General features: G+C 51.2%; 21 protein-coding genes, 1 tRNA gene and 1 other annotated feature. Of the genes, 8 read left to right on the forward strand and 14 right to left on the reverse strand.

Annotated features, from left to right (window positions below):
- Positions 1-22 precede the first annotated feature (22 nt).
- Positions 23-2,659 (reverse strand): valine--tRNA ligase, encoded by a 2,637-nt coding sequence (locus D889_RS0102930; protein ID WP_010630340.1) that lies wholly within the window; start codon positions 2,657-2,659, stop codon positions 23-25.
- A 124-nt stretch (positions 2,660-2,783) separates the two neighbouring features.
- Positions 2,784-3,039, reverse strand: a binding site (T-box leader).
- A gap of 175 nt (positions 3,040-3,214) precedes the next feature.
- Between D889_RS0102930 and D889_RS0102940 the strand changes: the two genes are divergently transcribed.
- Positions 3,215-3,397: a hypothetical protein gene (locus D889_RS0102940; protein ID WP_010630341.1), complete on the forward strand. Its 183-nt coding sequence runs from the start codon at positions 3,215-3,217 to the stop codon at positions 3,395-3,397.
- 2 nt (positions 3,398-3,399) lie between these two features.
- Here D889_RS0102940 and D889_RS0102945 read toward each other — a convergent pair whose 3' ends face one another.
- The 7 genes from D889_RS0102945 to lonB form a co-directional block, all read right to left on the reverse strand.
- Positions 3,400-4,440, reverse strand: coding sequence for a protein kinase family protein (locus D889_RS0102945; RefSeq protein WP_010630342.1), 1,041 nt, complete (start codon positions 4,438-4,440; stop codon positions 3,400-3,402).
- Between the two features lie 23 nt (positions 4,441-4,463).
- Positions 4,464-5,381: a hypothetical protein gene (locus D889_RS0102950; protein ID WP_010630343.1), complete on the reverse strand. Its 918-nt coding sequence runs from the start codon at positions 5,379-5,381 to the stop codon at positions 4,464-4,466.
- Positions 5,374-6,837 (reverse strand): LysM peptidoglycan-binding domain-containing protein, encoded by a 1,464-nt coding sequence (locus D889_RS0102955; RefSeq protein WP_018962126.1) that lies wholly within the window; start codon positions 6,835-6,837, stop codon positions 5,374-5,376. The genes D889_RS0102950 and D889_RS0102955 overlap by 8 nt, the downstream gene beginning before the upstream one ends.
- A 145-nt stretch (positions 6,838-6,982) precedes the next feature.
- The gene (locus D889_RS0102965) at positions 6,983-7,669 is read right to left on the reverse strand and encodes a DUF421 domain-containing protein (RefSeq protein ID WP_010630345.1); all 687 of its coding nucleotides are present in this window, start codon (positions 7,667-7,669) and stop codon (positions 6,983-6,985) included.
- A 129-nt stretch (positions 7,670-7,798) separates the two neighbouring features.
- Positions 7,799-9,097 (reverse strand): glutamate-1-semialdehyde 2,1-aminomutase, encoded by a 1,299-nt coding sequence (gene hemL / locus D889_RS0102970; RefSeq protein ID WP_010630346.1) that lies wholly within the window; start codon positions 9,095-9,097, stop codon positions 7,799-7,801.
- A gap of 159 nt (positions 9,098-9,256) precedes the next feature.
- On the reverse strand, positions 9,257-9,895 hold the full coding sequence (yihA, locus tag D889_RS0102975) for a ribosome biogenesis GTP-binding protein YihA/YsxC (protein ID WP_010630347.1): 639 nt from the start codon (positions 9,893-9,895) through the stop codon (positions 9,257-9,259).
- A 164-nt stretch (positions 9,896-10,059) separates the two neighbouring features.
- Complete coding sequence (lonB, locus tag D889_RS0102980) at positions 10,060-11,778, reverse strand: ATP-dependent protease LonB (protein WP_010630348.1); 1,719 nt, start codon at positions 11,776-11,778, stop codon at positions 10,060-10,062.
- A 343-nt stretch (positions 11,779-12,121) separates the two neighbouring features.
- On the opposite strand from lonB, the gene D889_RS0102990 reads away from it, so the two are divergent.
- On the forward strand, positions 12,122-12,367 hold the full coding sequence (locus D889_RS0102990) for a hypothetical protein (protein WP_010630350.1): 246 nt from the start codon (positions 12,122-12,124) through the stop codon (positions 12,365-12,367).
- A 112-nt stretch (positions 12,368-12,479) separates the two neighbouring features.
- On the opposite strand, the gene clpX is transcribed toward D889_RS0102990, so the two are convergent.
- The 3 genes from clpX to D889_RS0103005 form a co-directional block, all read right to left on the reverse strand.
- A complete protein-coding gene (clpX, locus tag D889_RS0102995; RefSeq protein ID WP_010630351.1) occupies positions 12,480-13,754 on the reverse strand; it encodes an ATP-dependent protease ATP-binding subunit ClpX in 1,275 nt (424 codons plus the stop codon).
- Between the two features lie 359 nt (positions 13,755-14,113).
- The gene (gene tig / locus D889_RS0103000; protein WP_010630352.1) at positions 14,114-15,469 is read right to left on the reverse strand and encodes a trigger factor; all 1,356 of its coding nucleotides are present in this window, start codon (positions 15,467-15,469) and stop codon (positions 14,114-14,116) included.
- A gap of 213 nt (positions 15,470-15,682) precedes the next feature.
- Positions 15,683-16,705: a tetratricopeptide repeat protein gene (locus D889_RS0103005; protein WP_010630353.1), complete on the reverse strand. Its 1,023-nt coding sequence runs from the start codon at positions 16,703-16,705 to the stop codon at positions 15,683-15,685.
- Positions 16,706-16,920: 215 nt separating this feature from the next.
- Here D889_RS0103005 and D889_RS0103010 point away from each other — a divergent pair, with 215 nt between their 5' ends.
- Together D889_RS0103010 and D889_RS0103015 are read left to right on the forward strand one after the other, a co-directional pair.
- Positions 16,921-18,147: a DNA polymerase IV gene (locus D889_RS0103010; protein WP_010630354.1), complete on the forward strand. Its 1,227-nt coding sequence runs from the start codon at positions 16,921-16,923 to the stop codon at positions 18,145-18,147.
- The gene (locus D889_RS0103015; RefSeq protein ID WP_010630355.1) at positions 18,144-18,491 is read left to right on the forward strand and encodes a YolD-like family protein; all 348 of its coding nucleotides are present in this window, start codon (positions 18,144-18,146) and stop codon (positions 18,489-18,491) included. The genes D889_RS0103010 and D889_RS0103015 overlap by 4 nt, the downstream gene beginning before the upstream one ends.
- A 10-nt stretch (positions 18,492-18,501) precedes the next feature.
- Here D889_RS0103015 and D889_RS0103020 read toward each other — a convergent pair whose 3' ends face one another.
- Together D889_RS0103020 and D889_RS0103030 are read right to left on the reverse strand one after the other, a co-directional pair.
- A complete protein-coding gene (locus tag D889_RS0103020; protein ID WP_010630356.1) occupies positions 18,502-18,996 on the reverse strand; it encodes a hypothetical protein in 495 nt (164 codons plus the stop codon).
- 249 nt (positions 18,997-19,245) lie between these two features.
- The gene (locus D889_RS0103030; protein WP_010630357.1) at positions 19,246-20,409 is read right to left on the reverse strand and encodes an iron-containing alcohol dehydrogenase; all 1,164 of its coding nucleotides are present in this window, start codon (positions 20,407-20,409) and stop codon (positions 19,246-19,248) included.
- Positions 20,410-20,652: 243 nt separating this feature from the next.
- Here D889_RS0103030 and D889_RS0103035 point away from each other — a divergent pair, with 243 nt between their 5' ends.
- The 3 genes from D889_RS0103035 (at position 20,653) to D889_RS15345 (ending at position 22,124) form a co-directional block, all read left to right on the forward strand.
- Complete coding sequence (locus tag D889_RS0103035; protein ID WP_010630358.1) at positions 20,653-21,309, forward strand: TIGR01906 family membrane protein; 657 nt, start codon at positions 20,653-20,655, stop codon at positions 21,307-21,309.
- A gap of 120 nt (positions 21,310-21,429) precedes the next feature.
- Positions 21,430-21,503, forward strand: a tRNA-Arg gene (locus D889_RS0103040).
- Positions 21,504-21,734: 231 nt separating this feature from the next.
- The gene (locus D889_RS15345) at positions 21,735-22,124 is read left to right on the forward strand and encodes a YmaF family protein (RefSeq protein ID WP_081498648.1); all 390 of its coding nucleotides are present in this window, start codon (positions 21,735-21,737) and stop codon (positions 22,122-22,124) included.
- Positions 22,125-22,383: 259 nt separating this feature from the next.
- On the opposite strand, the gene D889_RS0103050 is transcribed toward D889_RS15345, so the two are convergent.
- Entirely contained in the window at positions 22,384-22,803 is a 420-nt protein-coding gene (locus tag D889_RS0103050; RefSeq protein WP_141629361.1) for a hypothetical protein, read from the reverse strand.
- 567 nt (positions 22,804-23,370) lie between these two features.
- On the opposite strand from D889_RS0103050, the gene abc-f reads away from it, so the two are divergent.
- Entirely contained in the window at positions 23,371-24,885 is a 1,515-nt protein-coding gene (gene abc-f, locus D889_RS0103055; protein ID WP_018962130.1) for a ribosomal protection-like ABC-F family protein, read from the forward strand.
- The last annotated feature ends 22 nt before the right edge of the window (positions 24,886-24,907 follow it).

Genomic DNA, 24,907 nt, shown 5'->3' on the forward strand with positions numbered 1-24,907 from the left:
AGCAAAACCTGTTTGTCCACAGTCAGGCTTTTAATTCAGCAATTCTTTTCTGAATTTTATCGCGTTTCTGCAGATAGTCCCGTTCTTTCTCCCGTTCTTTCCGGACAATCGCTTCAGGCGCTTTTCCGACGAATCGTGAATTGCTGAGTTTTTTCTGAACCCGTGTCACTTCCGCATTCATCTTTTCCAGCTCCTTGTCGAGCCGGCCGATCTCTTCATCAAGATTGATCAGTCCGGCAAGCGGCAGGAAGACGTCCGCCCCGGTGACAACGGCAGAGATTGCCTTTTCCGGAGCTTCGACATCCGGACCGATCTCCAGCGAAGAAGGATTACAGAACTTCTCCAGATAAAATTTGTTCCGGTTCAGCCGGTCGGTGACTTCATCGGATTCCGTCTTGATCAGCAGGGCAACCGGTTTTTTCGGAGCCACGTTCTTCCCGGCGCGAATGTTGCGGACCGAGCGAATGATGCTCTGCAGCACCGTCATTTCCTTCTCTGTTTCCGGATCATCCCATTCTGCGACCGGCTGCGGCCAGTCGCTGTGCATAATCGTCTCGCCCTGATGCGGCAGGTGCTGCCATATCTCTTCGGTGATGAACGGCATGATCGGATGAAGCAGTTTGACAATTTTATCGAGCACATAGGTTAATACCGATTTTGTCGCCGTTTTGGCTGCTTCGTCCTCTCCATACAGAGGCAGTTTGGCCATCTCAATATACCAGTCGCAAAAATCATCCCAGACAAACTGATACAGATGGTGTCCGGCTTCACCGAAGTCGTAGCTCTCATACAGTTCGGTGACTTTACGGATCGTCTCGTTCAGCCGGGCGAGGATCCAGCGGTCGGCCAGCGATTTCTTCCCCGAAAGATCCAGATCGCCGAGCGTAAAGCCGTCCAGATTCATGATGGTGAACCGGGAAGCGTTCCAGATCTTATTGGCAAAGTTCCAGTTGGCTTCCACTTTGGTCCACTGAAAGGTCAGATCCTGCCCCGGTGTCGTACCCGTGGCCAGGGTATACCGAAGGGCATCGGCGCCATATTTATCGATGACATCCATCGGATCAATACCGTTCCCGAGCGATTTACTCATCTTGCGCCCTTGTTCGTCACGGACAAGGCCATGAATCAGAACATCACGGAACGGACTCTTTCCAGTGAATTCTGTGGACTGGAACATCATCCGCGCTACCCAGAAAAAGATGATGTCATAACCGGTAACCAGCGCATTCGTCGGAAAATAGCGTTTGAAATCAGCGGACTGTTCATCCGGCCAGCCCAACGTCGAAAACGGCCACAGTGCCGAACTGAACCAGGTGTCCAGAACATCCTCGTCCTGTTTCCAGTTCTCGATGTCCTTCGGAGCTTCCATGCCGACATAAACTTCACCGGTCTTCTTGTGATACCAGGCGGGAATGCGGTGGCCCCACCAGAGCTGACGTGAGACACACCAGTCGCGGATATTCTCCATCCAGTGTCTGTATGTCCCTTCAAAACGTTCCGGAATGAAGTTGACTTTATCATCGGTCTGCTGCATTTTCAGCGAGGCCTCAGCGAGCGGCTTCATTTTAACAAACCACTGTGTGGACAGAATCGGTTCGACAACGACACCGGTCCGTTCAGAATGGCCAACCGCGTGTTCATGATCCTCCACATAGGCCAGCGAGCCGTCCGCTTCCAGATCTTTGACAATCTGCTTCCGGCATTCATCACGGTCCAGGCCTTGATATTTTCCGGCATTTTCATTCATTTTGCCTGCTTCATCAATGACCAGGATCCGCGGCAGATGATGACGGTTGCCGACTGCGAAGTCGTTCGGATCATGTGCCGGCGTAATCTTCACGGCACCGGTACCAAATGACCGGTCGACGTAACTGTCGGCAATGATCGGGATCTCCCGGCCGACCAGCGGCAGAATCGCTGTTTTGCCAACCACACCCTTGTACCGTTCATCATCCGGATGAACCGCAATCGCCGTATCGCCGAGCATGGTCTCCGGACGGGTCGTGGCAATCTGAATCGATCCGGAACCGTCAGACAGCGGATAATTGACATGCCACAGATGTCCCGGAATCATCTTGTAGATGACTTCAATGTCCGACAATGCCGTCCGCGCCTGCGGATCCCAGTTGATGATGTAGGCGCCGCGATAGATCAGGCCCTTGTTGTACAGGCTGACAAACACCTTGCGGACCGCTTTCGACAGGCCGTCGTCCAGAGTGAACCGTTCCCGTGAATAGTCGAGGGAAAGGCCAAGCTTTGCCCATTGTTTCCGGATATAGTCGGCATACTTCTTCTTCCATTCCCAGGCGACCTCAAGGAATTTTTCACGCCCGAGGTCATAACGGGATTTTCCTTCCTGACGAAGTTTGGCATCGACTTTAGCCTGCGTCGCAATGCCGGCATGATCCATTCCCGGTAAATATAAAGTGTCGTAACCCTGCATCCGTTTGAAACGGATTAACAGATCCTGCATGGTTGTGTCCCAGGCATGCCCGAGATGCAGCTTGCCCGTGACATTCGGCGGCGGAATAACGATCGAATAAGGTTTTTTCGCCGGATCGCTGACTGCTTTGAAAAACCCTTTCTCCCGCCACGTTTGATACCATTTGGCCTCGGTCTTGCTCGGATCGTATTTCTTGGCCATTTCTTCCTGTGCCATAACTAAACGCCCCTTCATAATGGCTCTTCCGGCCCGGTCTGCCGTCCTTCGCTCCGATTCACAGAGCAATAATCGCGACATTCAGGCGTCACAGAGCCTTACAAATAGAAAGAGCCTTCTTCATCGAAAGGACGAAGAAAGCTCCGTGGTACCACCTTAATTTGCGTCAATCATCAGACGCAGACTCAATCTGGATAACGGGACTCCCGTAATTTCCTACTCAGCGGCAGCTTTTCAGAAATTCTGCTTGCGGGCAACTTCTGCTCCGGCAGCCTGGGGAATCTCTCAGCGCAACAATTCCCCTCTCTTACGAAAGCGGCAGATCATCCGCAGCTTTCTCCGGCATAAAGAGGCATACTACTCCCGGTCTTTGCATTATCTGTTTAAATAAATGGATTAAATGTTATTATACCCGTTGATCAGGATCGCCGTCAAGGTCCGGTTTTCTTTTCTGTCCCCGGTGCACAGGCGGCTGAAACCCGGCATAGAGTAAAAAAAGGGCAACCCGGATCGATTGCCGAATCAAACTTATCCGGACTGAAAGGAGCTCCTCTTATGTTCAAAAAAGGAAAATTTAGCCCATTTATGAAAAAGTGCCGGGAAGGCCTGAGCATTATTGTGCTGCCGCTGGCCTGCTTTCAGCTGATCCGGACAATTTTTATTCCGACTACTTTCGATGTTCTTCTTTGTGCCCTCCTGTTCTTTGTCTATATCGCCTTTCTGAAGAAATGGTTCTGAACCTAATCGGCTTTCGTCCCGGCCTTTTCACCCTGCTCTTTCGCTTCTTTTTTTCGCCTTTTTTCATTTACATAGTCACTGAGGCAGCTGAGCAGATTGCCCCGCGCTTTTGTAAACCGGTTCCATTTCCGTATAAACCATAATTCACTTTTTCCGTGATTTGTGACATATTCGCGGAACAGGTCGACCGGTACCGCCGGTGTCAGCAGATAGTGAAAAAGAAACGCATCTTCCTGGTCCGTCAGCGGACAAGCCGTGACATAAGAACGGATCAGGCTGTGCCACAAACCTCTGTCAGCCGGCAGCATGACATTGGCCTGGTCGAACAGGGCAGCGGTTTCGATAATGAAGAAGTCTTCATGGCAATTTTCAAAATTGGTCAGATAGCTTTGCTCTCCGGCAGCCAGCAGGTGGAGCGGGTTCAGCCGGCCATGGCACAGCGCCCGGCGCAGACCTGTGATGTGTCCAGCTTCATCTTTCTCCGGTCCGCCGAAAAAAAACACACCGCTCTGTTCCATGGGCGTGAGGTAACCCGGCGCTGTGTTCAGAACCACCTGTTCAAAGGGAGAAGGATAGACATGATGCTCCGCCCCGCTCAGAAACTGCTCCCATTCTGCCTTCCGCACGCCGGCCAGCTGACCGGCCGTCCGGAATAAAGCTGCCGGATCCTCTTTACCTTTCATCGTCTGACGGTGCAGCTGACCAGCTTTCACAAACAAGCGGCGGTAGCGTTCCGTAAGGTCGGACTCCGGAACCGTCTCCTCGATCCACGGCATCAAATAACAGTCACTTTCACCATCATGGAGAAACAGATCACCGTATTTTGACGGGAGCGGGCATACCGCATCAATCGTCAGACTTCGGGCGAGACGATACGCCCTGGTAAGGCTTATGCGCTGCTCCTCATCGAGCTTCTTTTCTTTCAACGCGAATACACCGCCTGACGCGGTGATCCGGATCAGTCCGTTCTGATCATCGATCCGGTACGGAAAAAGATCATACTGAAAAAGAAACCGCCTGATTCGACTATTGCTGCTGTCCATCGCCGGTCACCTGCCCTGCCGCTTCAGCCTGTTCCGGAAGAAACCGATTGAAAGAGGCTGATTATCCTTGTTTTTTGATCCCAGTTTTTCTTGAACACCTTAATCGCCTCCGGAGTCAGCTGGCTGCGGAGTGACGCTTCAGCAAGTGACAGCCATTCTCCGGGCTCATACCAGGCGGCTTGCAGAAGATCTGCTGTTTCCCGTTCGGCATGCGGTGATTGTATCAGATCCATAAAGAGCCGTCTGACAACAGCGTCACCTTCATTGTCCATTGATTCTATAAAAAAATCGGCCAGTTGCGGATAACCACTGACCCGTTCTGACTGTCCGAATTCGACAAACAGCGTTTCCAGCAGTTTCTTGCTGGGATACAGCCGGAAATCTGAAGGAAGCATGAAAACTTTTCCGTGACGGCTCCGGGCAAACCGCAGTTCATCACAGCGCGCTGCACGCGCCTCCGCTTCAGGATAGCAAAGCCGGAGCAATTTTTCTCCTTCGCCCGGATTCAGAGCAGACGTCCGCTCCATCCGGCGGAGCATCGATGCCAGCCGTTCCTGTGCCGGCTGTTCCATCGGCTGTCTGCTTTCGCCCTGGCTCTTCAGGAGCAGGGCATCGACCACTTCGCTCCAGAGCGGTTCATAACCTTGCACCAAAGCGGGCTCCGCGGGTGCATCATGACAGGTTATTGCATACCGGCCAAAACGCACAAATGGGCTTCCCGAGACCGTCACGTACATCCGGTCAACGAAAAAGGTACCTCCGGATAATTGCTTCCGCCAGTCAATATGGTTTCTGAGAAGACGTTCATCCGACCAGAACCGAAGACGTTTCATTCCGCGGTTCGTTTCAATCAGAACGGGATCCCAGTGCGTCACCAGGATCTCACGGAAGTGATAGTTCCGGCTCAGTACCGACATCAGTAAAGCGGTTTCCTCATTCATCCCTGATGCCTTTTTTGTTCGTCCGGGGAATGTAGAGGATCTCTCCGGCAGCGATATTGGCTGAAGCAAGCTCATTTTTCCGCAGCAGGCTCGTCACCGGAACATGATAGCGTTCAGAGATGCTTTCCAGCGAATCTCCGGACTGGACGATGCAGATCTTCACCGCGGTGCGCTGTTCGGATTCCTCTCCGGACAGAACTTTTGTCAAATACTGACTGCCGGCTACTTTTTCTGTTTCTTCCGCTGCAGGTTCCGGAGACGGTTCAGAAGATTCCTGTCCGGAAACCTGTGACGCTTGTTCGCTGCGTTCCGAAAAAGCAATCAGCGGCGACGTTTCGCCTGCTTCCGGTGCTTCCGGTTTCCGGAAAGCTTCGTACTGGAACTCTGCAGGTTCGTCATCGTCGTCGTGAAACGGACGGTCGGTCGGCATTTCCGGAAATTCACCCTGGAATTGGAATGCCGGATCTTCTTCCGGTGTGTCAGACCGTTTGATTTTGGATGCTTTCGCAGCTGCTTTTTTCCCTGCTTTCCCAACAGGAGCGGATGGCTGCGGCGCTTCCTGGGCGGGACTTGTCTGGGCTTTTTCCGCTTTGGCCGGTTTCACCGCTTCCTTACCCTTTTGTGCCGCTGTCGGTGCTTCAACCGCGGATTTGGCCGGCGGTGCCGGTTGCGCACTTTCCTGCTTTACCGCTGCTTTCTCCGCTTTTTTCACAGGCGCTTTCTTTTCTTCCTTGGCCGGTTTCAATTTTTCTGCAGGCGCCGACTTTTCTGCTTTAATCGGTTTCGGCGGTGCCGCAGGAGCAGCTTTTTCTGCTTTAACCGGTTTCGGCGGTGCCGCGGGAGCAGCTTTTTCTGCTTTAATCGGTTTCGGCGGTGCCGCGGGAGCAGCTTTTTCTGCTTTAAACGGTTTCGGCGGTGCCGCGGGAGCAGCTTTTTCTGCTTTAACCGGTTTCGGCGGTGCCGCGGGCGGGACAGCCTTCTCCGCCGGCTTTGCTTTAGCAGCCGGTTTCTCTTTACGTTCGGACACCGTATTGTCCAGTCCGGTAATGGCGATATCCGCCTGCAGCTGAATATGCCGCTGACCGGTCAGTTCGTAATCAAATGATTCGATCGTCACGTACAGATTCTCCAAATCCGGCACACGATCCGACGGAATGGTGATATCAATCGGGAAATGATGTTCCAGAACAGCGGTCCCCTCGTTTGTCTCGATAATTTCATCAATCTTCCGGAAGGGTGCCGGCTGGAATTGATCCGGTGTTTGCGAAGGTGCTCCCGGCCTGTATTCCCCGCTCAGCCGAAGATAGCCGCGGATTGTCACATCGTTCCGGTTCTCTTCCACCGTGATGTCCGGCTCCAGAGCCATTGACAGAATTTCTTCGGCCGGTGCGTCGTCCTTCAGCCACACCGATTCATTTATTGAAAACTGCAGTCGATCATCCGAAGTTTGAGACATGCTTTCCACCCTCTCATCCATTCTTAATAAAGGTCTATGCGGCTGTCGCCAGTTTATGCGGACACCCTGGTTTCAGAACAGACAAAAAAAGAAGCTTTTCAGCTTCCGGGTTTCCTTCCTGTCAAATTATAAGAACAGACACGGGTCAGGACGACTGATCAAGTTTTTCAAGAAATGTCCCCTCATCCGGTTTCCATTCCATGTAGAAAACATCTTCGGCCCGTTTTACGCCATGGCTTTTCAGCTCGCTTTGCAGCCAGGCTTCATTAAGACCTGCCCGTTTCAGGTTCTCCCAGTCCACTTCACCGTCGAGAATGATCGTAACCGGTAAATAAACCGGCTTTTGCGGTTGCTGTATGGCTTCATTCGTCGGCGCCGCATAACCTGACTTTTTCATCACACTGATCGTTCCGTCTGTTTCAAGTACCGCGAATGCTGCCTCCCGGATCGAAAAGCAATCCTTCTGGCGCAGAAGATTCTGAAGCATATTCAGATCAAGCTTCTCCTTCTTCATCGTCTCCCGCTCAAGATGCCCGTTGTGGATCACAATCGCCGGTTTTCCTTCCAGAAAGCCTCGGGTCGCCTTGAACTTCTGCGTGCACCATTCCACCAAATAGATCATCAGCCCCCACAACCCAATGGCGAACAGGATCGAAGGGACACCTGTCTCCTTATCATAAAGCGCATTTCCGACGAACTCACCAAGAACGATGGCCGAAATAAAATCGAAGGCAGTGACCTGGGAAAGTGTTGCCTTTCCCAGAATTTTCGTCAGGAGAAACAGTGCGGCAAAACCGATGATCAGTTCCGTGGCGATGTGTATAAAATGCATGTTCCGTCACCTTCAGAAACCAGAATGTCAAGCCTCTTTTAGTATGACTTGCGGCCGAAAAATTATGAATCGGACAGACTAAAAAACGCCCCTCTGCTGATGCAGAGAGTCGCCATTATTTGAATCGTTTCATCTTTTTTCCGATTCGGCAATCTGCCGGAAGGCATGCTCCGCAGCCTGAATTGTCTTTTCAATATCTTCATCCGAATGTTTTGTGGATAAAAAGACACCTTCAAACTGAGACGGCGGCAGTGAAACACCTTGCTCGATCATTGCGGCAAAATATTTTCTGAAGTGGTTCAAGTCCGACGACTTGGCCCGTTTGAAGTTTGTGACTTTCTGATCGGTGAAGAAGAAACCCATCATCGCCCCGGCCTGGTTCACCGTCAGAGGAATATGGTAGTTGCGGGCAGCATTCATGTAACCTTCAGCCAGACGGTCCGCTTTTTTCCGGAACTCCGGATAATCCTCCGGGGTCAGCTGCGACAGTGTCATATAGCCTGCCGCCATGGCCAGCGGATTGCCGGAAAGCGTACCGGCTTGATACACCGGGCCTTCAGGAGCAATCAGCTTCATGATATCCCGGCGGCCGCCGTACGCACCGACCGGAAGACCACCGCCGATGACCTTGCCGAGCGTCGTCAGATCGGGTGTCACACCAAAGTAGCCCTGGGCACAGTGATAAGCGACACGGAAGCCGGTCATGACCTCATCAAAAATAAACAGCGAACCATAGGCTTTGGTGATCCTGCGCAACGCTTCGAGAAAACCGGGTACAGGCGGTACAACGCCCATATTTCCGGCGACAGGTTCGACAATAATGCAGGCGATGTCGTGCCCGTACTGACGGAATACATCAGCCACTTTATCAGCATCGTTATAAGGTACCGTCAGTGTATCTTTGGCAAGCTGTGCCGGAACACCCGGGCTGTCGGGCAGTCCCAGAGTCGCCACACCGGATCCGGCTTTAATAAGAAGCGAATCCGAACTGCCGTGATAACTGCCTTCAAACTTCAGAATTTTATCCCGGCCTGTGTAGCCGCGGGCGAGCCGGATCGCGCTCATCGTCGCTTCTGTCCCTGAATTGACAAACCGGACGACATCGACGGACGGGACACGGTCGACCACAAGTTCGGCAAGCTTTGTTTCGAGTACGTGGGAGGCGCCGAAACTGGTGCCCTTCTCTGCTGTCTCCTTGAGAAATTCGATGACCTTTTCATCGGCGTGACCGAGAATCAGCGGTCCCCAGCTCAGCACATAGTCAATAAATTCATTGCCGTCCAGATCATAAATTTTAGAACCCTTCCCATGGTCCATATAGATCGGGTTCAGGTCGACCGACGGGAAGGCCCGGACCGGACTGCTTACGCCGCCCGGCATCACTTTTTTTGCTTCTGCAAACGCAGCAATTGATTTGCTGAAATCCATGTTTCTCCTTCTTCCTGTTGCTCTTTTTGATTTTTCTCTGTTAAACTCGGCGGTTGTTTTTGCTAAGGACGCCGGCTGATTCGGCACAACCAAAAAAGACGGATACGCAGGTTTCCGTCTTTTCCCTGTCTGCAAATGACAAAAACTTCCGGCCGGAGATTAATCGGGGTCCGCTGATCCGGAGATGTGTTCCACTGCGGATCCTGTGCGCGATACTTTCAGATAAGGCTCAAGCGCCTTCCACGCTTCATCTTTTCCCATCCCGGTGACGGACGAAAACAGAATCAGCGGATCGTCAGGGCTCAGTTTGAGATCACGGGCGATGATCTGCCGGTTTTTCTGATATTGGCCCTTCTTTATCTTATCCGCTTTCGTCGCGATGGTAATCACCGGATGATTGAAGTAAGCCAGGTAGTCATGCATCGTCACATCGTCTTTGGACGGCGGATGCCGCAGATCGACCACATGAACCACCGCACTCAGCATCTCACGTTCGGAAAAATACGCCTCCAGCATACGTCCCCAGGCAGCCTTGTCCTGTTTTGAAACTTTCGCATAGCCATACCCCGGTACATCGACAAAATAGAACGACCGGTTGATTTTGAAATAATTCAGTTTTTGCGTTTTCCCAGGCTTTTCCGATGTCCGGACAAGATTTCTTCTCCCCAGCATTTTATTGATAAACGAAGATTTTCCGACATTGGAGCGTCCGGCCAGAGCGATTTCCGGCAGCCCGTCCTTCGGGTACTGTCCCGGGCCGACTGCACTGATGATATATTCAGCCTGATTAATTTTCATCATCTGTTCTCCCCGGCGTATCTCGACACCATACGCCATTTTAACCTGCTCATGTAATCACCATTCTATCTTAAGATGCCGCCGGTGTCTAATGATATACTGCCTCCTTTCAGGGAAAAAAAGCAGCCGGTCTGCGCCGGCCGCTGATGAAACAGGTCTCTCTTTTACGATCCTTCTTTTCGTTCCGCCTGCCCGGCCGGGTGTGCGGAAAATGGCCTGTCGGCAAGTGCCGGATAAGCGCTTTGGCTGTTTTCCCGCGGGAACTTTTCTGCCGGCAATAATGCCCGGTCCAGAACTTCACGGAACGAATCCACCGGGATTATCTCGACCTTTTTCAGCTCTTTCAATGCCTCCTGCATATTCTCGCGGGGAATCATGACCCGGCCGGCACCGGCTTCCGATGCCGCCGCTACTTTAGCCATGATTCCGCCGACCGGTTTAACCTGCCCGTAGAGCCCAAGTTCTCCGGTAAGTGCCAGATCCGGGCAGACCGGGCGGCGAAGGATGGCCGAACAAATGGCAACAGCCATCGATATTCCCGCCGACGGACCATCGACGAGCGCCCCGCCGGGAAAATTGACATGGAGATGGTACCTGTAAGTGGCAAAACCGAGGCTGTTCAGCACCGTCAGCACATTTTCAACCGATCCGCGCGCCATGCTTTTTCGCGTCACCGACCGTCCGGAGGTACTCATCGTTTCCTCTTCAGCAATACCGGTAATCGTCAGGCTTCCTTCACGGCGCGTCTTTACCGCCACCGCTTCAATTTCAAGCAGCGCCCCCTGACCCGGACCATAAACAGCCAGCCCGCTGGCTCTGCCGATCTGCGGTCTCGCCGGAACTCTCCGGACCGGTTTCGGCGTCATCCGGCTGGCCCGGATCACCCATTCGATTTCCGCCAGACTGATCTTTCCGGCGTCGCCATGGCGGAAGACGGCCATTCCCGCGGCAATCTGCATCATGTTCACCGCCTCACGACCGTTTTTCGTATAATCGGAAATCTTTTCGAAACAGACTTCAGGCACCTTCAGATTAAGTTTCTCCGCAGCACGTGCGGCAATTTTTCGGACATCCGCCCGGCTCAGATCGTTAAAAAAGATCTCGAGACAGCGCGAACGTATTGCCGGCGGAATCTCTTCCGGGCGCCGGGTCGTCGCTCCGATCAGCCGAAAGTCGGCCGGAAGCCCTTGCTGGAAAATTTCATGGATATAGGCCGGAATCTGACGGTTTTCTTCGTTATAGTAGGCGCTCTCCAGAAACACTTTACGATCTTCAAGTACCTTCAGCAATTTGTTCAGCTGAATCGGATGCAGTTCTCCGATTTCATCAATGAAGAGCACGCCTCCATTCGCATGCGTCACGGCACCTTCCTTCGGCTGCGGAATCCCTGCCTGGCCCATCGAACCGGCCCCCTGGTAAATCGGGTCGTGCACCGATCCGATCAGCGGATCGGCAATACCCCGCTCGTCAAAGCGTGCCGTTGCGCCGTCAATTTCGACAAACGGAGCATCTTTTCTGAACGGTGAATCAGGATTCTGTTTTGCCTCTTCAAGCACAAGCCGTGCCGCAGCGGTCTTACCGATTCCCGGTGGTCCGTAGATAATCACATGCTGCGGATTTGTTCCGCAGAGTGCTGCTTTGAGTGCCTGAATCCCTTCTTGCTGGCCAATGACATCCTCCAGTATTCTCGGACGTATCCGTTCGGAAAGGGGCTCTGTAAGCGACATGCCGCGCATTCTGGCCAGACGATCCAGTTCCTTTTTCGATTCTCTGTCGATCGACACGCGCTGCACATGCTGACCGCGCAATAAATTCCAGAAATACAAACCAATAATCGCGCCAAAAAAAATCTGAGTAATGATCAGTAGAAACATCCAGCTCACCCGGATTACCTGCCTCTCTGCTGAGATCCGGCGCCGCAGCCTCCGGTCTCCTGTTTACTGGGCAGTATTTCCAAGCGGATCTCGGAATAAACTATACCTGCAATGAAATAACATGAGAAAAAAATGAATGTGCTTCCAAAAAATAGATTGACAATTTTATGAACACGGTCCAGAATTTTTAATTGGAAATGATTATCAATATCATCATTACTGCAGGAGGTACTTTCATGACCGTCCATTTATACGTTAAACGCTCACGCTGATCGTTGCGGCGCTGAACTTTGTCGCCCAGCGCAAGCTCCCTTACAAAAAGATGCTGGTGCTCACCGGAATCCTCCTGGGAATGGTCCTGATCGTCATGGTCGGCGAGGAAGTACAGGAGATGCAGCTGGCAGGATGGCTTGCAACAACGGAGATTGCCCTGCCGATTCCGGACTGGATCGGCCTGTGGTTCGCTATTTTCCCGAATGTGGAAGGCATCACGGCTCAGATTCTTGCTGTGCTGTTCGTACTGGGTTCCTACTTCGTTGCGCAGTACATGCGTTCCTGGAGACCGCGGAAACAGGCGCAGCTGAACCATGGTATTTAAGTAAGTGAAGCCCCCTGACGATTAACTTAAAAAAAGCCTCCGGTGAAGTTATTGCTTCGCCGGAGGCCTTTTAATACTACATTTTATTTTCTGGTTCTGAAAATCAGGAGCGTTATGCACTTTCCTTTGGCGTCTCGCCATTTTTGATGACCGTCGTGCCGTCACTCAACTGCAGCGTCGGCTGTTCCTTACCCTCAACGGTTGCCTTGGTAATAATGCACTTTTCAATGTCGTCACGGGACGGGATCTCATACATCAGATCGAGCGTCATGCTTTCAATAATGGAACGCAGCCCGCGGGCACCGGTCTTGCGGGCAATCGCCAGCTTGGCAATGGCACGCAGTGCGTCATCCGTAAATTCCAGCGTGACGTCGTCCAGTTCCATCAGCTTTTTATACTGTTTGATCAGCGCGTTTTTCGGTTTGGTCAGAATATCCACGAGTGCATCTTCATCAAGCTGCTTCAGGGTCGTAATGACCGGAAGACGGCCGATAAATTCCGGGATCAGGCCGAACTTCAGCAAGTCTTCCGGAAGGACATTCTTCAATGCGTTGTCCCGGTCGATTTCCTGAGATTTGATCCCAGCACCGAAACCGATCACCTGCTTGCCGAGCCGGCGCTTGATAATCTGCTCAATGCCGTCAAATGCACCGCCGCAGATAAACAGAATATTCGTCGTATCAATCTGAATGAATTCCTGATGCGGATGCTTGCGTCCCCCCTGCGGCGGAACGCTGGCTACCGTGCCTTCAAGAATTTTCAGCAGTGCCTGCTGGACACCTTCACCGGAAACATCACGGGTAATTGACGGGTTTTCCGATTTACGGGCAATCTTGTCGATTTCATCGATGTAGATAATCCCTTTTTCTGCTTTCTCAACATCGTAGTCTGCCGCCTGAATCAGCTTCAGCAGAATGTTTTCCACATCTTCACCGACATATCCGGCTTCGGTCAGCGACGTGGCATCGGCAATGGCAAACGGCACATTCAGAATCCGTGCCAGTGTCTGGGCCAGCAAAGTTTTCCCGCTGCCTGTCGGCCCGAGCATCATAATGTTGCTCTTGGAGAGCTCGACATCATCCGGTTTCTGCTTGGTATTGATTCTTTTATAGTGATTATAAACGGCAACGGACAGATTCTTTTTCGCTTCGTCCTGACCGATCACATAATCGTCAAGAATGGAACAGATTTCCTGAGGTTTCGGAATATCCTTAAATTCGACTTCTTCATCCGTTCCCAGTTCTTCCTCTACAATCTCTGTACATAATTCAATACATTCGTCGCAAATATAAACACCAGGTCCGGCAACGAGCTTGCGAACCTGATCCTGGGTTTTTCCGCAGAACGAACATTTAAGCTGTCCTTTTTCTTCGTTAAATTTAAACATGTTTTCACCCCTATTCATTCTATCGTCCGACACTTTACCGGGCAAGAACGAAGCATTTACTCATTCTCAGGCTGATCGCTGACGCGGACGGTTGCCTCAGTTCTCCATTATCTTTCCCTCAGTCAGACAGGAACATGACACTCCTGTTTCCGTGTACGCAAATCAACAGTTACACGCCTGTCTCCATGTTTATGTAGGCATTGTAACATAAAAGAAGTCTGCCGATAAGCTATATGCCTTACTCCGTACATTTATGTATCACGGGACCGGCCATATCCGTGTCCCTTTAAACACCGCAGGCGGACAGGCACTGATCGGTGTCTGCCCGCCTGTACGGTTCAGTAGTCTAACACCGAACCTTATTTTTTATCGTCGGCAGCTGTTTCTTTCTTTTCAGAATCTGCTTTTTCTGAAGGCTTCTCTGCAGCTTTCGGCTTGCTGTTATCGACAAGGAAGTCCAGTGCCTTGCGCAGTCTCAGGTCTCCTTCGACCAGCGTGGTGCTGCCAAGCGCCTTTTTCAGCTGATCCACCTTGATCTTGTAAGAATCAGCCATTTTCTTCAGTTCTTCATTAATCTCGTCTTCCGATACTTCAATGTTCTCCGCATTGGCAACGGCCTCGAGTGTCAGGTTGGTACGAACGCGTTTCTCCGCATCGTCCTTCATCTGATCACGAAGCGCGCTCTGATCCGTACCGGTCAGCTTGCTGTACGTTTCGAGATTGAGACCCTGCTGCTGCAGACGCTGTTCAAATTCTTTAACCATGTTGTCCTGTTCATTGGAAACCATGACTTCAGGAATATTGATTTCTGCATTCGCAGAAGCCTGCTCAACTACGCTCTCGCGCTTGCTTGATTTGGCGTCGGCTTCCTTATGTTCGATCAGACGGGCCTTGATCTTTTCTTTCAGTGCGTCAAATGTTTCAACATCTTCGTCGGTATCCTTGGCAAACTCATCATCGAGTGCCGGAAGCTGCTTCTGCTTGATCTCATGGATCTTAACTTTAAAGGTTGCTTCTTTTCCCTTCAGGTCTTCCGCATGATAGTCCTTCGGGAAAGTGACGACAACGTCCTTTTCCTCATTGACCTTCAAGCCGATCAGCTGATCCTCAAAGCCCGGAATGAACGAGCCGGAGCCGATTTCCAGCGAATAGTTGTCGGCTTTACCGCCTTCAAACTGTTTGCCGTCGACATAGCCGTCAAAATCGAGAACAACCGTGTCGCCTTTTTCAACCTGTCCGTCGTCCTTAACGACCAGTTCGGCATAGCGTTCCTGCAGATGTTTGATTTCGTGATCGACATCGGCATCGGTGACTTCCGTACTCTTTTCTTCGACTTCAAGCCCCTTATATGCACCGAGTTTTACCTCAGGCTTAACCGTTACGTCGGCCGTCAGCACGAGCTTCTTTCCCTTGCCGATTTCCTTGACATCGACTTTAGGACGATCCACCGGTTCGATGCCTGTCTGATCAATGGCTTCGGAATATGCATCCGGAAGCACAAAGTCAACGGCATCCTCATACAGCGCTTCTACGCCGAAACGCTGTTCAAACAGAATACGCGGCACACGGCCCTTACGAAATCCAGGTACATTGACCTTTTTGACAACTTTCCTGAAGGCCTTGTCCAGTGCCGTATTGAAACTGTCGGCATCCACTTCAAAAGTCAGTGTGCCTTCACTGCCTTCTTTCTTTTCCCAGCTTGCTTTTACAGTCATTTATGCTTACCTCCAACATCTATCTTCATACTTTATAGCTGCCGGCTGCTGATAGCAGACTGCTGTGCCCTGCCTTCAGCGACCGGAATGTCTTTCTCACGTACATTAAAATAATGCAGCTCTGTTATTATAGCATAAGAATTATACTGAAAAAACCAGTTTGCCTTAAATTGTCGGCATATCAGGCAAATCAGACACGAATCCCGGAAAAATTCAGCGTATTTCGTCGTCAGTAACGGCAGCAATCTCCCGACAGGCTGCTTCGAACGCGTCGGTGCGGACATCAAAAAGTTCCGGCATGTCTTCTGCCTGTTCACTCATCTGGCCGGCATGCGCTGCCTGTGCCGAAAACGCTGCCGCCCAGACACTGACCGATGAAGGGACCATTGGTTTCGGATAGACGGTCATCATAAAGAAGCGCTCCATATCGACTGCCAGGTCGGCCAGCGTCGGGTTCTGTGAATTGAGAACCTGCCGGATCTGCCGTTCCACCCGGTCGGTAAATCCTTTATGCAGGAACTCACTGTCGAAGACGACATGATACACTTTGCCAAACTTCCGGACATCAATCTGGCCGGCCAGTTGTTTCTCCCTGACGGCACAAAGCAGCATCGTCTTGATTTCCGGATTCTGGCGCTCATCAAGAAGGAAAGCCTCAACCTGAGGCAGATCCCGCTTCGTCAGCCGGTCTCCGACATCATGAATGAGCAGCAGCTGCTGCTTCGGATCCGCCGCCTCCAGTCTCTTCCAGTCCGCTCTCGAAGCAGTCTGCTCCGGTTCGGCCCGGTTTCCGGTTTCCCGCGATGGTTCGCGCAGCCGCAGCTCACAGAATTTCTTCATCTGGCGCAGAAATGCCCTGGATTCAGGTGGAAGGCCCTTGCGTCCGCTCGCACGACGAATTTCACTGAGTGCCTGACGGTAATCTTTTTTCTCGATCAGAATGGTCAGATAGAGACGAAAGACATCATTGTAATAAGGCGTGTTTATTGACAGCAGCTGACGCACCGCCTCCTCGGCGAGCGAATAGTCCCCTAGTTCCACCGAACAGACTGCCCATCCATACAAACCCTTCATGTTCTCCCTGTCCAGTTCAAGCATTTTTCCAAACAGAGACCGGGCTTCCTTATATTTTTTCTCCGTAACCAGCCCCGTTGCCTTGTCCAGCAGCCGCGCCTCCAGATCGGGGAACAAAATGATCTTGTTGCCGGGAACCGGCTTTTTTTCTCTTTTTTTCATTTTCCCATTCCCGTCCATGTGTCTTTGTGATTAGAATATCAGTTTCACCCCGCGTTCGCAATGCATCGCCGTATTCCTCCGTGCCGCAGGTTCTCCGTCTCCTGTTTCCCTGATTGAGCGGACAGAACGCATGTGTTTCCTGTTTTGATGATCATGTGATATCGAACATATATTCGTGTATAATAAGATCAGAATAAGCTGAGAGGTGACGGGCGATGAACCGCATGATTTTTCTTGTCGATATGGAAACCTTCTACGCATCCTGTGAGAAGGCGGATCATCCGGAATTCAGGGACCGGCCGCTGATTGTTGCCGGCGATCCGGAACAGCGCAGCGGCATCGTGCTGGCCGCCTGCCGCATTGCCAAAAGCCAGGGTGTATCTACGGCGGAGCCGCTCGGCCGGGCACGAATCAAATGCCCGCAGGCGGTCATTATCCGGCCGCGGATGCAGCATTATATTGACGTGTCCCTGCAGATCACCCGGATTCTGGAACACTATACAGATCAGGTGGAACCCTATTCGATCGACGAACAATTTATTGATGTGACCGGGAGCCTGCATTTCTATGCGTCACCGGCCGCACTGGCCCGCGCTATCCAGGATGAGATCATGAATACGACACACATCCGCGCCCGGATCGGCATGGGACCGAATAAAGTCCTTGCCAAAATGGCCTGCGATCATTTTGGTAAAAAAAATATGAGTGGCATCGCCGAACTTAATCAGAAAAACATTGAAAACAAACTCTGGCCGCTGCCGGTCGGTGAATTGTTCGGTGTGGGCCACCGGATGGAGCAGCATCTGATCGGCATGGGGATCCGAAAAATCGGCCATCTGGCCCACTATCCGCCGGAACAGCTTCGCAGGCGATGGGGCATCAACGGCGAACTGCTGTGGATGACGGCACATGGAATGGATACTTCTCCGGTTTCCGGCAGTACATTCAGGACGCAGAAAGCAGTCGGCCACCACATGACACTGCCCTATGATTTTGCCGATGCGGCCGATATCCGCGGCGTTCTGCTCGAACTGAGCGAAGAAGTCGCCGCCCGGGCACGGGCCAAAAACTATGCCGGCAGTGTCGTTTCCGTCGGCATATCCGGCAGTTTCGACCGCCACACCGGATTTCAGCGGCAGACAACACTGCCCTTTTGCACCAGCTTCGGTCTGGATATCTACCGGGCCGCCGAACGGCTGTTTATGGAGAGCTGGGACCGGCTGCCGGTGCGCAGCGCTTCAGTAGCTCTGACGGCTCTGCAGCCTGCAGACAATTGTCAGCTCGATCTGTTCGGACGACTGGAAGAAAAGGAGAAACTGAGTGCCGCTGTTGACGCGATCTCACGCAAGTACGGGAAAACAGCCATATTCCGCGGGCCGCTGCTCCGAACCTCCAGTCAGCTCTGGACGCGGTCCGCCAAGATCGGAGGTCATTTCAAATGACAGCAAATAAACTGACGAAAGGGTCGAATATGCGCTGGGAGTCCAGCCGGATGATCCTTCCCGAACATGTCCAGGCGTTGCGTCAGCATCTGCACACGCTTCAGAAAACGGACCGGCCGCAGCTTGACGAACAGGAAATGGCAGAGATCAACCGGATGCTGCGCATTGCCGCAGAAGAAGGGCGGGCGGTCACAGTCCGCTATTATAAAGACGGATTCATCCGGGCGGTGCATGGACACCTTTCCCTGCCCGACATACCGGGCGAACCTCTGCGGATCTGTGACCCGCCCGGCATTTCCTGGAAGATAGCGTTCCGGGATCTCATCGCCGTACAGGCCGACTGAATCCGTTCCGTCAGAATCTATTCTCACGGTCCGGCCGACGTATGATCCATCCGTGCAGCGGCAGGAGAAGTGTATAAACCAGGATAAATGCAATCAGTGAATAGATACTGTTCCATCCTTTATCCTTGAAATAGCCGGCCCACTCGCTGACCCAGTAGATGATCAGAGAGATCAGTGTAAACAGCGCAGTCAGCAGCCACTTGTTTCTTTTCGTCCGGAAATTCAGAAAAATGACCGACAAAGATGAAGGGATGAAAGCAAAGGCGATAAAATCCGCCAGACCAATGCTCGGTTTCCCGACATCATACAGATCCAGAAAAACGCCGGTCAGCGTATCCAGCATCCAGGCGGTAAGACCGATGATGCCATAGGTGACATAGATTTGTGTCCAATTCAGATACTTTTTCTTCATGAACAGGACGAACAGGATCAGAAAACAGGCGGCTGTAATGGGAAACCAGATGCCCCGGGAAAACAGATCGAGATTTTTGACGATGCTATTCATGAGTTAGTGACACCTCATTCGGTTATGTTTTACTGGCTGCAACTGCCATTAGTATCCTGATTATCCGTTTTTCCATACCGAAATCAGGTATTTTTTGGATATATTTAAAAGCGGCCGCCCGTGATGGGCAGCCGCTTTCATTGTCCTGGAAAGACATCCCGGCGCTTCCGGTCCTCGTAACGGGAAACGCCGGGTACATGTATTCTGACTCGGAATCAGGAATGATATCCCTTTTTCCCGGGCAAAAGATCAGAGGGAAGCGCGGAGAATCGCCAGTGTATCCTCTTTGTTCAGTTTCTTGAACTGGCCGAATTCGCCCCGGGCCATCGCACGGTCGGCAATTAAATCCAGCTTGCTGTCGTCAATGTCATAGTCGGCCAGCCGGCTCGGTGCCCCGATGCTCGTCCAGAAACGGCGCAATGCTTCGATCCCTTCAAGGGCCGCATCACGATCCGATTTTCCTTTCGGATCGACATCAAAAACACGGACAGCCATTTGCTTAAACCGGCCGACATTGACATCCAGATTGTGCTTCATCCAGTTTGGGAACAGGATGGCCAGACCGCCGCCGTGCGGAATATCATAGACGGCGGAAACAGCGTGCTCGATATTATGCGATGCCCAGTCGCCGTTGAAACCCATTGAAACCATACCGTTCAGCGCCATTGTCCCGCAGTAGAGAATCGTCTCACGCAGATCGTAATTATGCAGATCATTGACCAGTTTCGGTGCCGTTTCGATCACGGTTTTCAGAATCGACTCACAGAGCCGGTCCTGAAGCGGCGTATGCGGGGTCGGATGGAAATAGTGTTCAAATACATGAGCCATCATATCGACCATACCGTAGATCGTCTGATTCTTCGGCACAGAGAAAGTGAATGTCGGGTCAAGAATCGAAAAGGCCGGGTAAGAATAGGGACTGTTCCAGCCGTACTTCTCATGCGTATCCCAGTTCGTAATGACCGAGTTCGGATTCATTTCCGAACCGGTTGCCGCCAGCGTCAGGACAACACCGAAGGGCAATGCGTCGTGCACGGGTTTCTTACGTGTCACGAGATCCCACGGATCGCCGTCAAATCTGGCGCCGACGGCGATCGCTTTCGTGCAATCGATAACACTACCGCCGCCGACAGCCAGAAGAAACTGAATGTCCTTTGTGGCCACGATGTCGATTCCGCGTTTCACGGTGGTCAGGCGCGGATTGGGTTCTACTCCGGACAGTTCGGAAACTTCGGCATGCAGCCCGTCAAGAATCCCGCGCACCTGATCATAGAGACCGGTCCGTTTGATGCTGCCGCCGCCATAGACCAGCAGCACCCTTCGTCCATATTTCGGGATCTCATTTTTCAGCTGTTCCAGCTGTCCTTTCCCGAAAATCAGTTTTGTCGGATTATGAAACGTAAACTTGTCCAAAACAGATCACCCCGTTTATAGATTCCTGCTTTTGAAAGAAAGGTCTTTCCACTGCCATTATAGACTTGAGCCGTTCCGCTTTGCACGCAATCGGTCACAGCCAGGCGCCTGCAGCGGAAATCAACAGATAAGTTCAAGAGGATTCATAAAAAAGAAGGCAGTTTCCTGCCTGTTTCCCACCCTGTCTGATATGATAAATATATTGTCCTGAAGGCCAAATACCAAGCATTGGATGTGTCCTGATTGAACTTTTCCCGCTATCACATCGTTCAGCTCGTCATTGCCCTGTCGCTCGCCTTGTTCGTGATTGCTCTGTCCGTCCTGCTGACGCTGCTGTTCACACCGCTTTACTATTTTGACGTTCGCTACCTGAAGCTCACGGCGCAAACCGGTCTCAGCTACTCACGGATTATTGAAAATTACAACTACATGATCCAGTACTTACTCAACCCGCTGCCCCAGACCTTTCACCTGCCATCCCTCACCTACTCCGTTCACGGGCGCATTCATTTTGAAGACGTCAAAAGGCTGTTTGTCTTCGTTGATCTTCTGTTTGCCGTGGCCGGTATCATCAGTATCACCGGAATCATTTACAAGTTCAGGAACAAAGACTATTACTTTTTAAAAATCGCCGCGACCGCTATGGGCCTGTTCACAGCGGTACCGCTGATCGCCTTTCTGCTCGACTTTAACGATTCGTTTATTCTTTTTCATAAAATCTTTTTCCGGAATAATTACTGGATCTTCGATGCGGCAACCGATCCCGTCATCACGATCCTGCCGGAGACCTTTTTCATGCACGCCTTTCTGCTTGCGCTGGGACTGATCATCATCGGAATGATTATCCTGATTGTTTCCTTTAAAAAGTTATCCGGACAGAGCAGGAAAACTGCTGATTAAGACGGTTTTTCGAAGTTTCCGCAACCGTTCCGCTTATCTTTTGCCCCTTACAGGCATTGACAGGAGAAAACTGAACCTCTAAAATATAAAGGTCGTCATTTGAGATCGATAGAATCAATTGTCCAAGTAGCTCAGCTGGATAGAGCAACGGCCTTCTAAGCCGTGGGTCCAGGGTTCGAATCCCTGCTTGGGCATAGCGAAAAGCCTTGGTGTTCAAGGCTTTTTATTATATTTACAGATTATATTAATGATAAATAAGATGATCGTGGAGCAGAAATGGGGCAGAATATTATTTTTCTGCTCTTTTTTATAAAAAATGGATGCCCTTTTTAGCATCTGATTAAATTTTTGGCACTGTTCTAGATCGATTCCTTTTGAATATGAATTACTGTTTCAAAATCCCACGTGAAAATGAGGCGTAATAAATGGATATCCCTGTTACTGGTTTCGTGTTCCAATCTGATGATTCAGACCCACTTCATTCTCATCAACTTTTTATAACGAGTTGGGATGGCCGGCAAGTTCATGTTCACGAATTTCGCGGGGTCACCTCTTTTGAGATCGGGCACGCTCACCATTATGCCGGCACGACCGAACCGGCTCCGAGCGGGATTCCTCATACACATAGGTATTTTACTTTTACTTCTGTCGACGATGGTCACCGTCATGAGATTAGAGGTGTAACAGGTCCAGCCATTCCAATTCCAGGCGGAGGTCATTACCACGAGTTTAGGGGTACGACTACTATTAGCGGCGCCAACCCTCACTCTCATCACTATTCCGGAAATACCTCAAGAAATTTAAATAGGCGATGACATCTTGAAATGGGATTCTTTTTCACCATTTCTTTTCTTTTACCTGTTCCCATCCTTCACGGATTCAGGCATGGAAGTCGTGACGTTGAAGAGGCTCAAAGGGGAGGCTTGCCTGAAAAATTCAAGATATGCGGTCCTAAGCACCGCATCAGGAGAAAGCTGTGATTAAGCTTCATCCATGATACTAATCGGTCATGCTTAATTTTTACTTAAAAAGGCGTGTGAAACTTAGAAATGTGTATGAATGAAGTCAGAGACTTTATCGATCTGTTTCGGCAACTCCGACTGAGAACCCATCAACACTGGTGAGCAGTCCTCGCCATAATTGTCTTTGGGTAGAATTCTTGCGATCCGTGTTCAGAAAGCAGCAATCTCTAAGGTGAAGATAGTGCGGCGGCCTGATCGTCTGATTCTTTCTGTCCGCTTCAATGCTCTTTTTAAAACGGTCGGCGTTCGTGTTTAATGTGCGGATTAATGTTTCAATGAATTCGGTCTGCGGTAATGAGGCAAATTGAGCCGCCAGTTCTTTAAAATAAGTCTCGCCGGAAATGAGCATACCGGAAATCACCGTACCGCTCACATTCAGTGTGATCCCGGTCTCCATACCGCTGTTCGCCAGCATGACCAGCGAACTTAAAAATGTATCCTGTTTCAGCACTTCCTGATGATCTTTCTTCATTTTCTGACCCATCTCTCCCATGTTTTTTGCCTTATTATTGTAAAAGGCCGATCACACGCCGTCAATCCGTGAATATCAGCCGATTTCAGGATTTATCAGCCGATCTGAGAATATATCAGCCAGATTCAGTATATCAGTCGGAAGGGGACATGTCTGCGGTGCAGGAACATTGGGGTCATGGATTCACCGGACTTAATGCGGGGCTCCACACGCTGTACGTGTTCCATTTGCCCTTCTTCCGGTTCCTTGCGTATAATGAAATCAGAATAAACGGAAGGGATGTGTATGGGGTTGAAAAAAGCAAACCGTCATTAATTGAATACAGGCCGGAATGCAGGACAATTTCTTCTTCCGGCTGTCTTCATGAACGGTTTGCTGTCATTTTTCAATCCATACAAGGTTCCAGTACGGGGAGGCTGAGGTTTTGCTTCAGCATTTCTTCAGTATTGAGTCTTCCCATATGTATGGCCGGCAGACGCCGATTCGGTGCCTGCTTTTTTGTACGCTCATTACCGCTTTCATGAAGCAGCCCTTTCCGGCCTCATCAAATAAATATGAGGTGAGAACATGGGAACCATTCAAATACGTCACTTAACTTTTCGCTATGAGACAATGGAAAAACCGCTTTTTGACGATGTCACCCTGCAGATTGATGAAAGCTGGCGGCTCGGCCTGATCGGCCGCAATGGCCGCGGGAAGACCACGCTGCTTCGACTCTTGCAGCACCAGCTGACTTATTCTGGGATGATCGAAACGAATCTGAAATTCTCCTATTTTCCGCTGCCGATTCAGGATCCGGCGCAAATGACACGGAACGTCTTAATCGATACAGGTCAGGTTGCTGAAAATGAAGTCTGGAAGGCTGAACGGGAACTGACGCGTCTGGACATGGACGCCGGTGTACTGTACCGCCCGTTTAACGCGCTGAGCCCCGGCGAACAGACGAAGATCCTGCTGGCCGCGCTGTTTATCGATGACCGGCACTTTCAGCTGATTGATGAACCCACAAACCATCTGGACCAGACCGGGCGTAATCGTGTGGCCGGCTATCTGCGGCAGAAGAAGGGATTCATCGTAGTCAGTCATGACCGGCACTTTCTGAATCAGATCATCGACCACGTCATCTCACTTGATCGCGCCGGCATCTCGGTCTATAACGGAAATTTTGACACATGGTTTACCGCGAAAGCCCGTCAGGACGCGCTGGAACAGCGGGAAAACGCGGAATTGAAGTCTGAAATCAAGCGTCTGGAAAAGGCGTCGCGTCAGAAGGAACAGTGGTCGAGAAACGCCGAGCGCGGAAAATACGCAGGGACCGGACGCAGCGATCACAGTGATATCGATCGCGGTTTTGTCGGACACCGGGCGGCAAAAGTCATGAAACGCTCGGTATCGCTGGAAAAGCGCAGCCATAAAGCCATCAGCGACAAGCGAAAACTGCTGAACAATGTTGATGATAGGGCGCCGTTAACCTTGCCCTATCAACCGGCAAGAACCGGACAGACGCTGATCACCGTTGAAGATCTCGTGCTTGAGCAGAACGGGCAGGCACTGAACCGCCCTTTGAGTTTCACGTTGAAAACCGGTGAGCGGATCGCACTGACCGGGGTCAACGGTGCAGGAAAATCAACATTGATTCGCGCACTCCTTGATCACCGGCAAAGCCCGTTGATCCGCAGCGGTGTTGCCCGGGTGCACCGCGGCGTGCGGTTCTCTTATTTACCGCAGAATTTTGCCGGCCTCTCAGGGACGATTGAAAACTTCGTTGAGGAACGTCATGTACCCTATACGCTGCTGCTGACGATCTTGAGGAAACTGGGTTTTGAACGCGATCTGTTCCATGACCGGATCGAAAAGATGAGTATGGGACAGAAGCGGAAACTGGCTCTGGCCCGATCGCTCTGTGAGCCGGCACAGCTGTATATCTGGGATGAACCGCTGAATTATCTGGACGTCATCACCCGTGAGCAGATCCGGCAGGTCATCTCTGAGGTCCGGCCGACGATGCTCATCGTCGACCATGACCTTGATTTTATTAATACCGTCGCTACGCGGAATATCGTTCTTGATCCCGTGCCGTAAAGCGGTTATTGTTTCACTTCAT

This window comes from Sporolactobacillus vineae DSM 21990 = SL153 (assembly GCF_000377985.1).
GTDB classification, from domain to species: domain Bacteria; phylum Bacillota; class Bacilli; order Bacillales; family Sporolactobacillaceae; genus Sporolactobacillus; species Sporolactobacillus vineae.

Bases quoted from the DNA above. Each gene is read 5' to 3' on its own strand.
- D889_RS0102950 (WP_010630343.1), bottom strand. From the start codon at position 5,381: ATGAATGAGGAAACCGCTTTACTGATGTCGGTACTGAGCCGGAACTAT.
- D889_RS0103005 (WP_010630353.1), bottom strand. From the start codon at position 16,705: ATGAAAAAAAGAGAAAAAAAGCCGGTTCCCGGCAACAAGATCATTTTG.
- D889_RS0102955 (WP_018962126.1), bottom strand. From the start codon at position 6,837: ATGTCTCAAACTTCGGATGATCGACTGCAGTTTTCAATAAATGAATCG.
- D889_RS0102940 (WP_010630341.1), top strand. From the start codon at position 3,215: ATGTTCAAAAAAGGAAAATTTAGCCCATTTATGAAAAAGTGCCGGGAA.
- D889_RS0102930 (WP_010630340.1), bottom strand. From the start codon at position 2,659: ATGGCACAGGAAGAAATGGCCAAGAAATACGATCCGAGCAAGACCGAG.
- clpX (WP_010630351.1), bottom strand. From the start codon at position 13,754: ATGTTTAAATTTAACGAAGAAAAAGGACAGCTTAAATGTTCGTTCTGC.
- D889_RS0102990 (WP_010630350.1), top strand. From the start codon at position 12,122: ATGGTCCTGATCGTCATGGTCGGCGAGGAAGTACAGGAGATGCAGCTG.
- D889_RS0102945 (WP_010630342.1), bottom strand. From the start codon at position 4,440: ATGGACAGCAGCAATAGTCGAATCAGGCGGTTTCTTTTTCAGTATGAT.
- D889_RS0103050 (WP_141629361.1), bottom strand. From the start codon at position 22,803: ATGAAGAAAGATCATCAGGAAGTGCTGAAACAGGATACATTTTTAAGT.
- abc-f (WP_018962130.1), top strand. From the start codon at position 23,371: ATGGGAACCATTCAAATACGTCACTTAACTTTTCGCTATGAGACAATG.
- yihA (WP_010630347.1), bottom strand. From the start codon at position 9,895: ATGAAAATTAATCAGGCTGAATATATCATCAGTGCAGTCGGCCCGGGA.
- D889_RS0103020 (WP_010630356.1), bottom strand. From the start codon at position 18,996: ATGAATAGCATCGTCAAAAATCTCGATCTGTTTTCCCGGGGCATCTGG.
- D889_RS0103015 (WP_010630355.1), top strand. From the start codon at position 18,144: ATGACAGCAAATAAACTGACGAAAGGGTCGAATATGCGCTGGGAGTCC.
- hemL (WP_010630346.1), bottom strand. From the start codon at position 9,097: ATGGATTTCAGCAAATCAATTGCTGCGTTTGCAGAAGCAAAAAAAGTG.
- D889_RS15345 (WP_081498648.1), top strand. From the start codon at position 21,735: ATGGATATCCCTGTTACTGGTTTCGTGTTCCAATCTGATGATTCAGAC.
- D889_RS0103010 (WP_010630354.1), top strand. From the start codon at position 16,921: ATGAACCGCATGATTTTTCTTGTCGATATGGAAACCTTCTACGCATCC.
- tig (WP_010630352.1), bottom strand. From the start codon at position 15,469: ATGACTGTAAAAGCAAGCTGGGAAAAGAAAGAAGGCAGTGAAGGCACA.
- D889_RS0102965 (WP_010630345.1), bottom strand. From the start codon at position 7,669: ATGCATTTTATACACATCGCCACGGAACTGATCATCGGTTTTGCCGCA.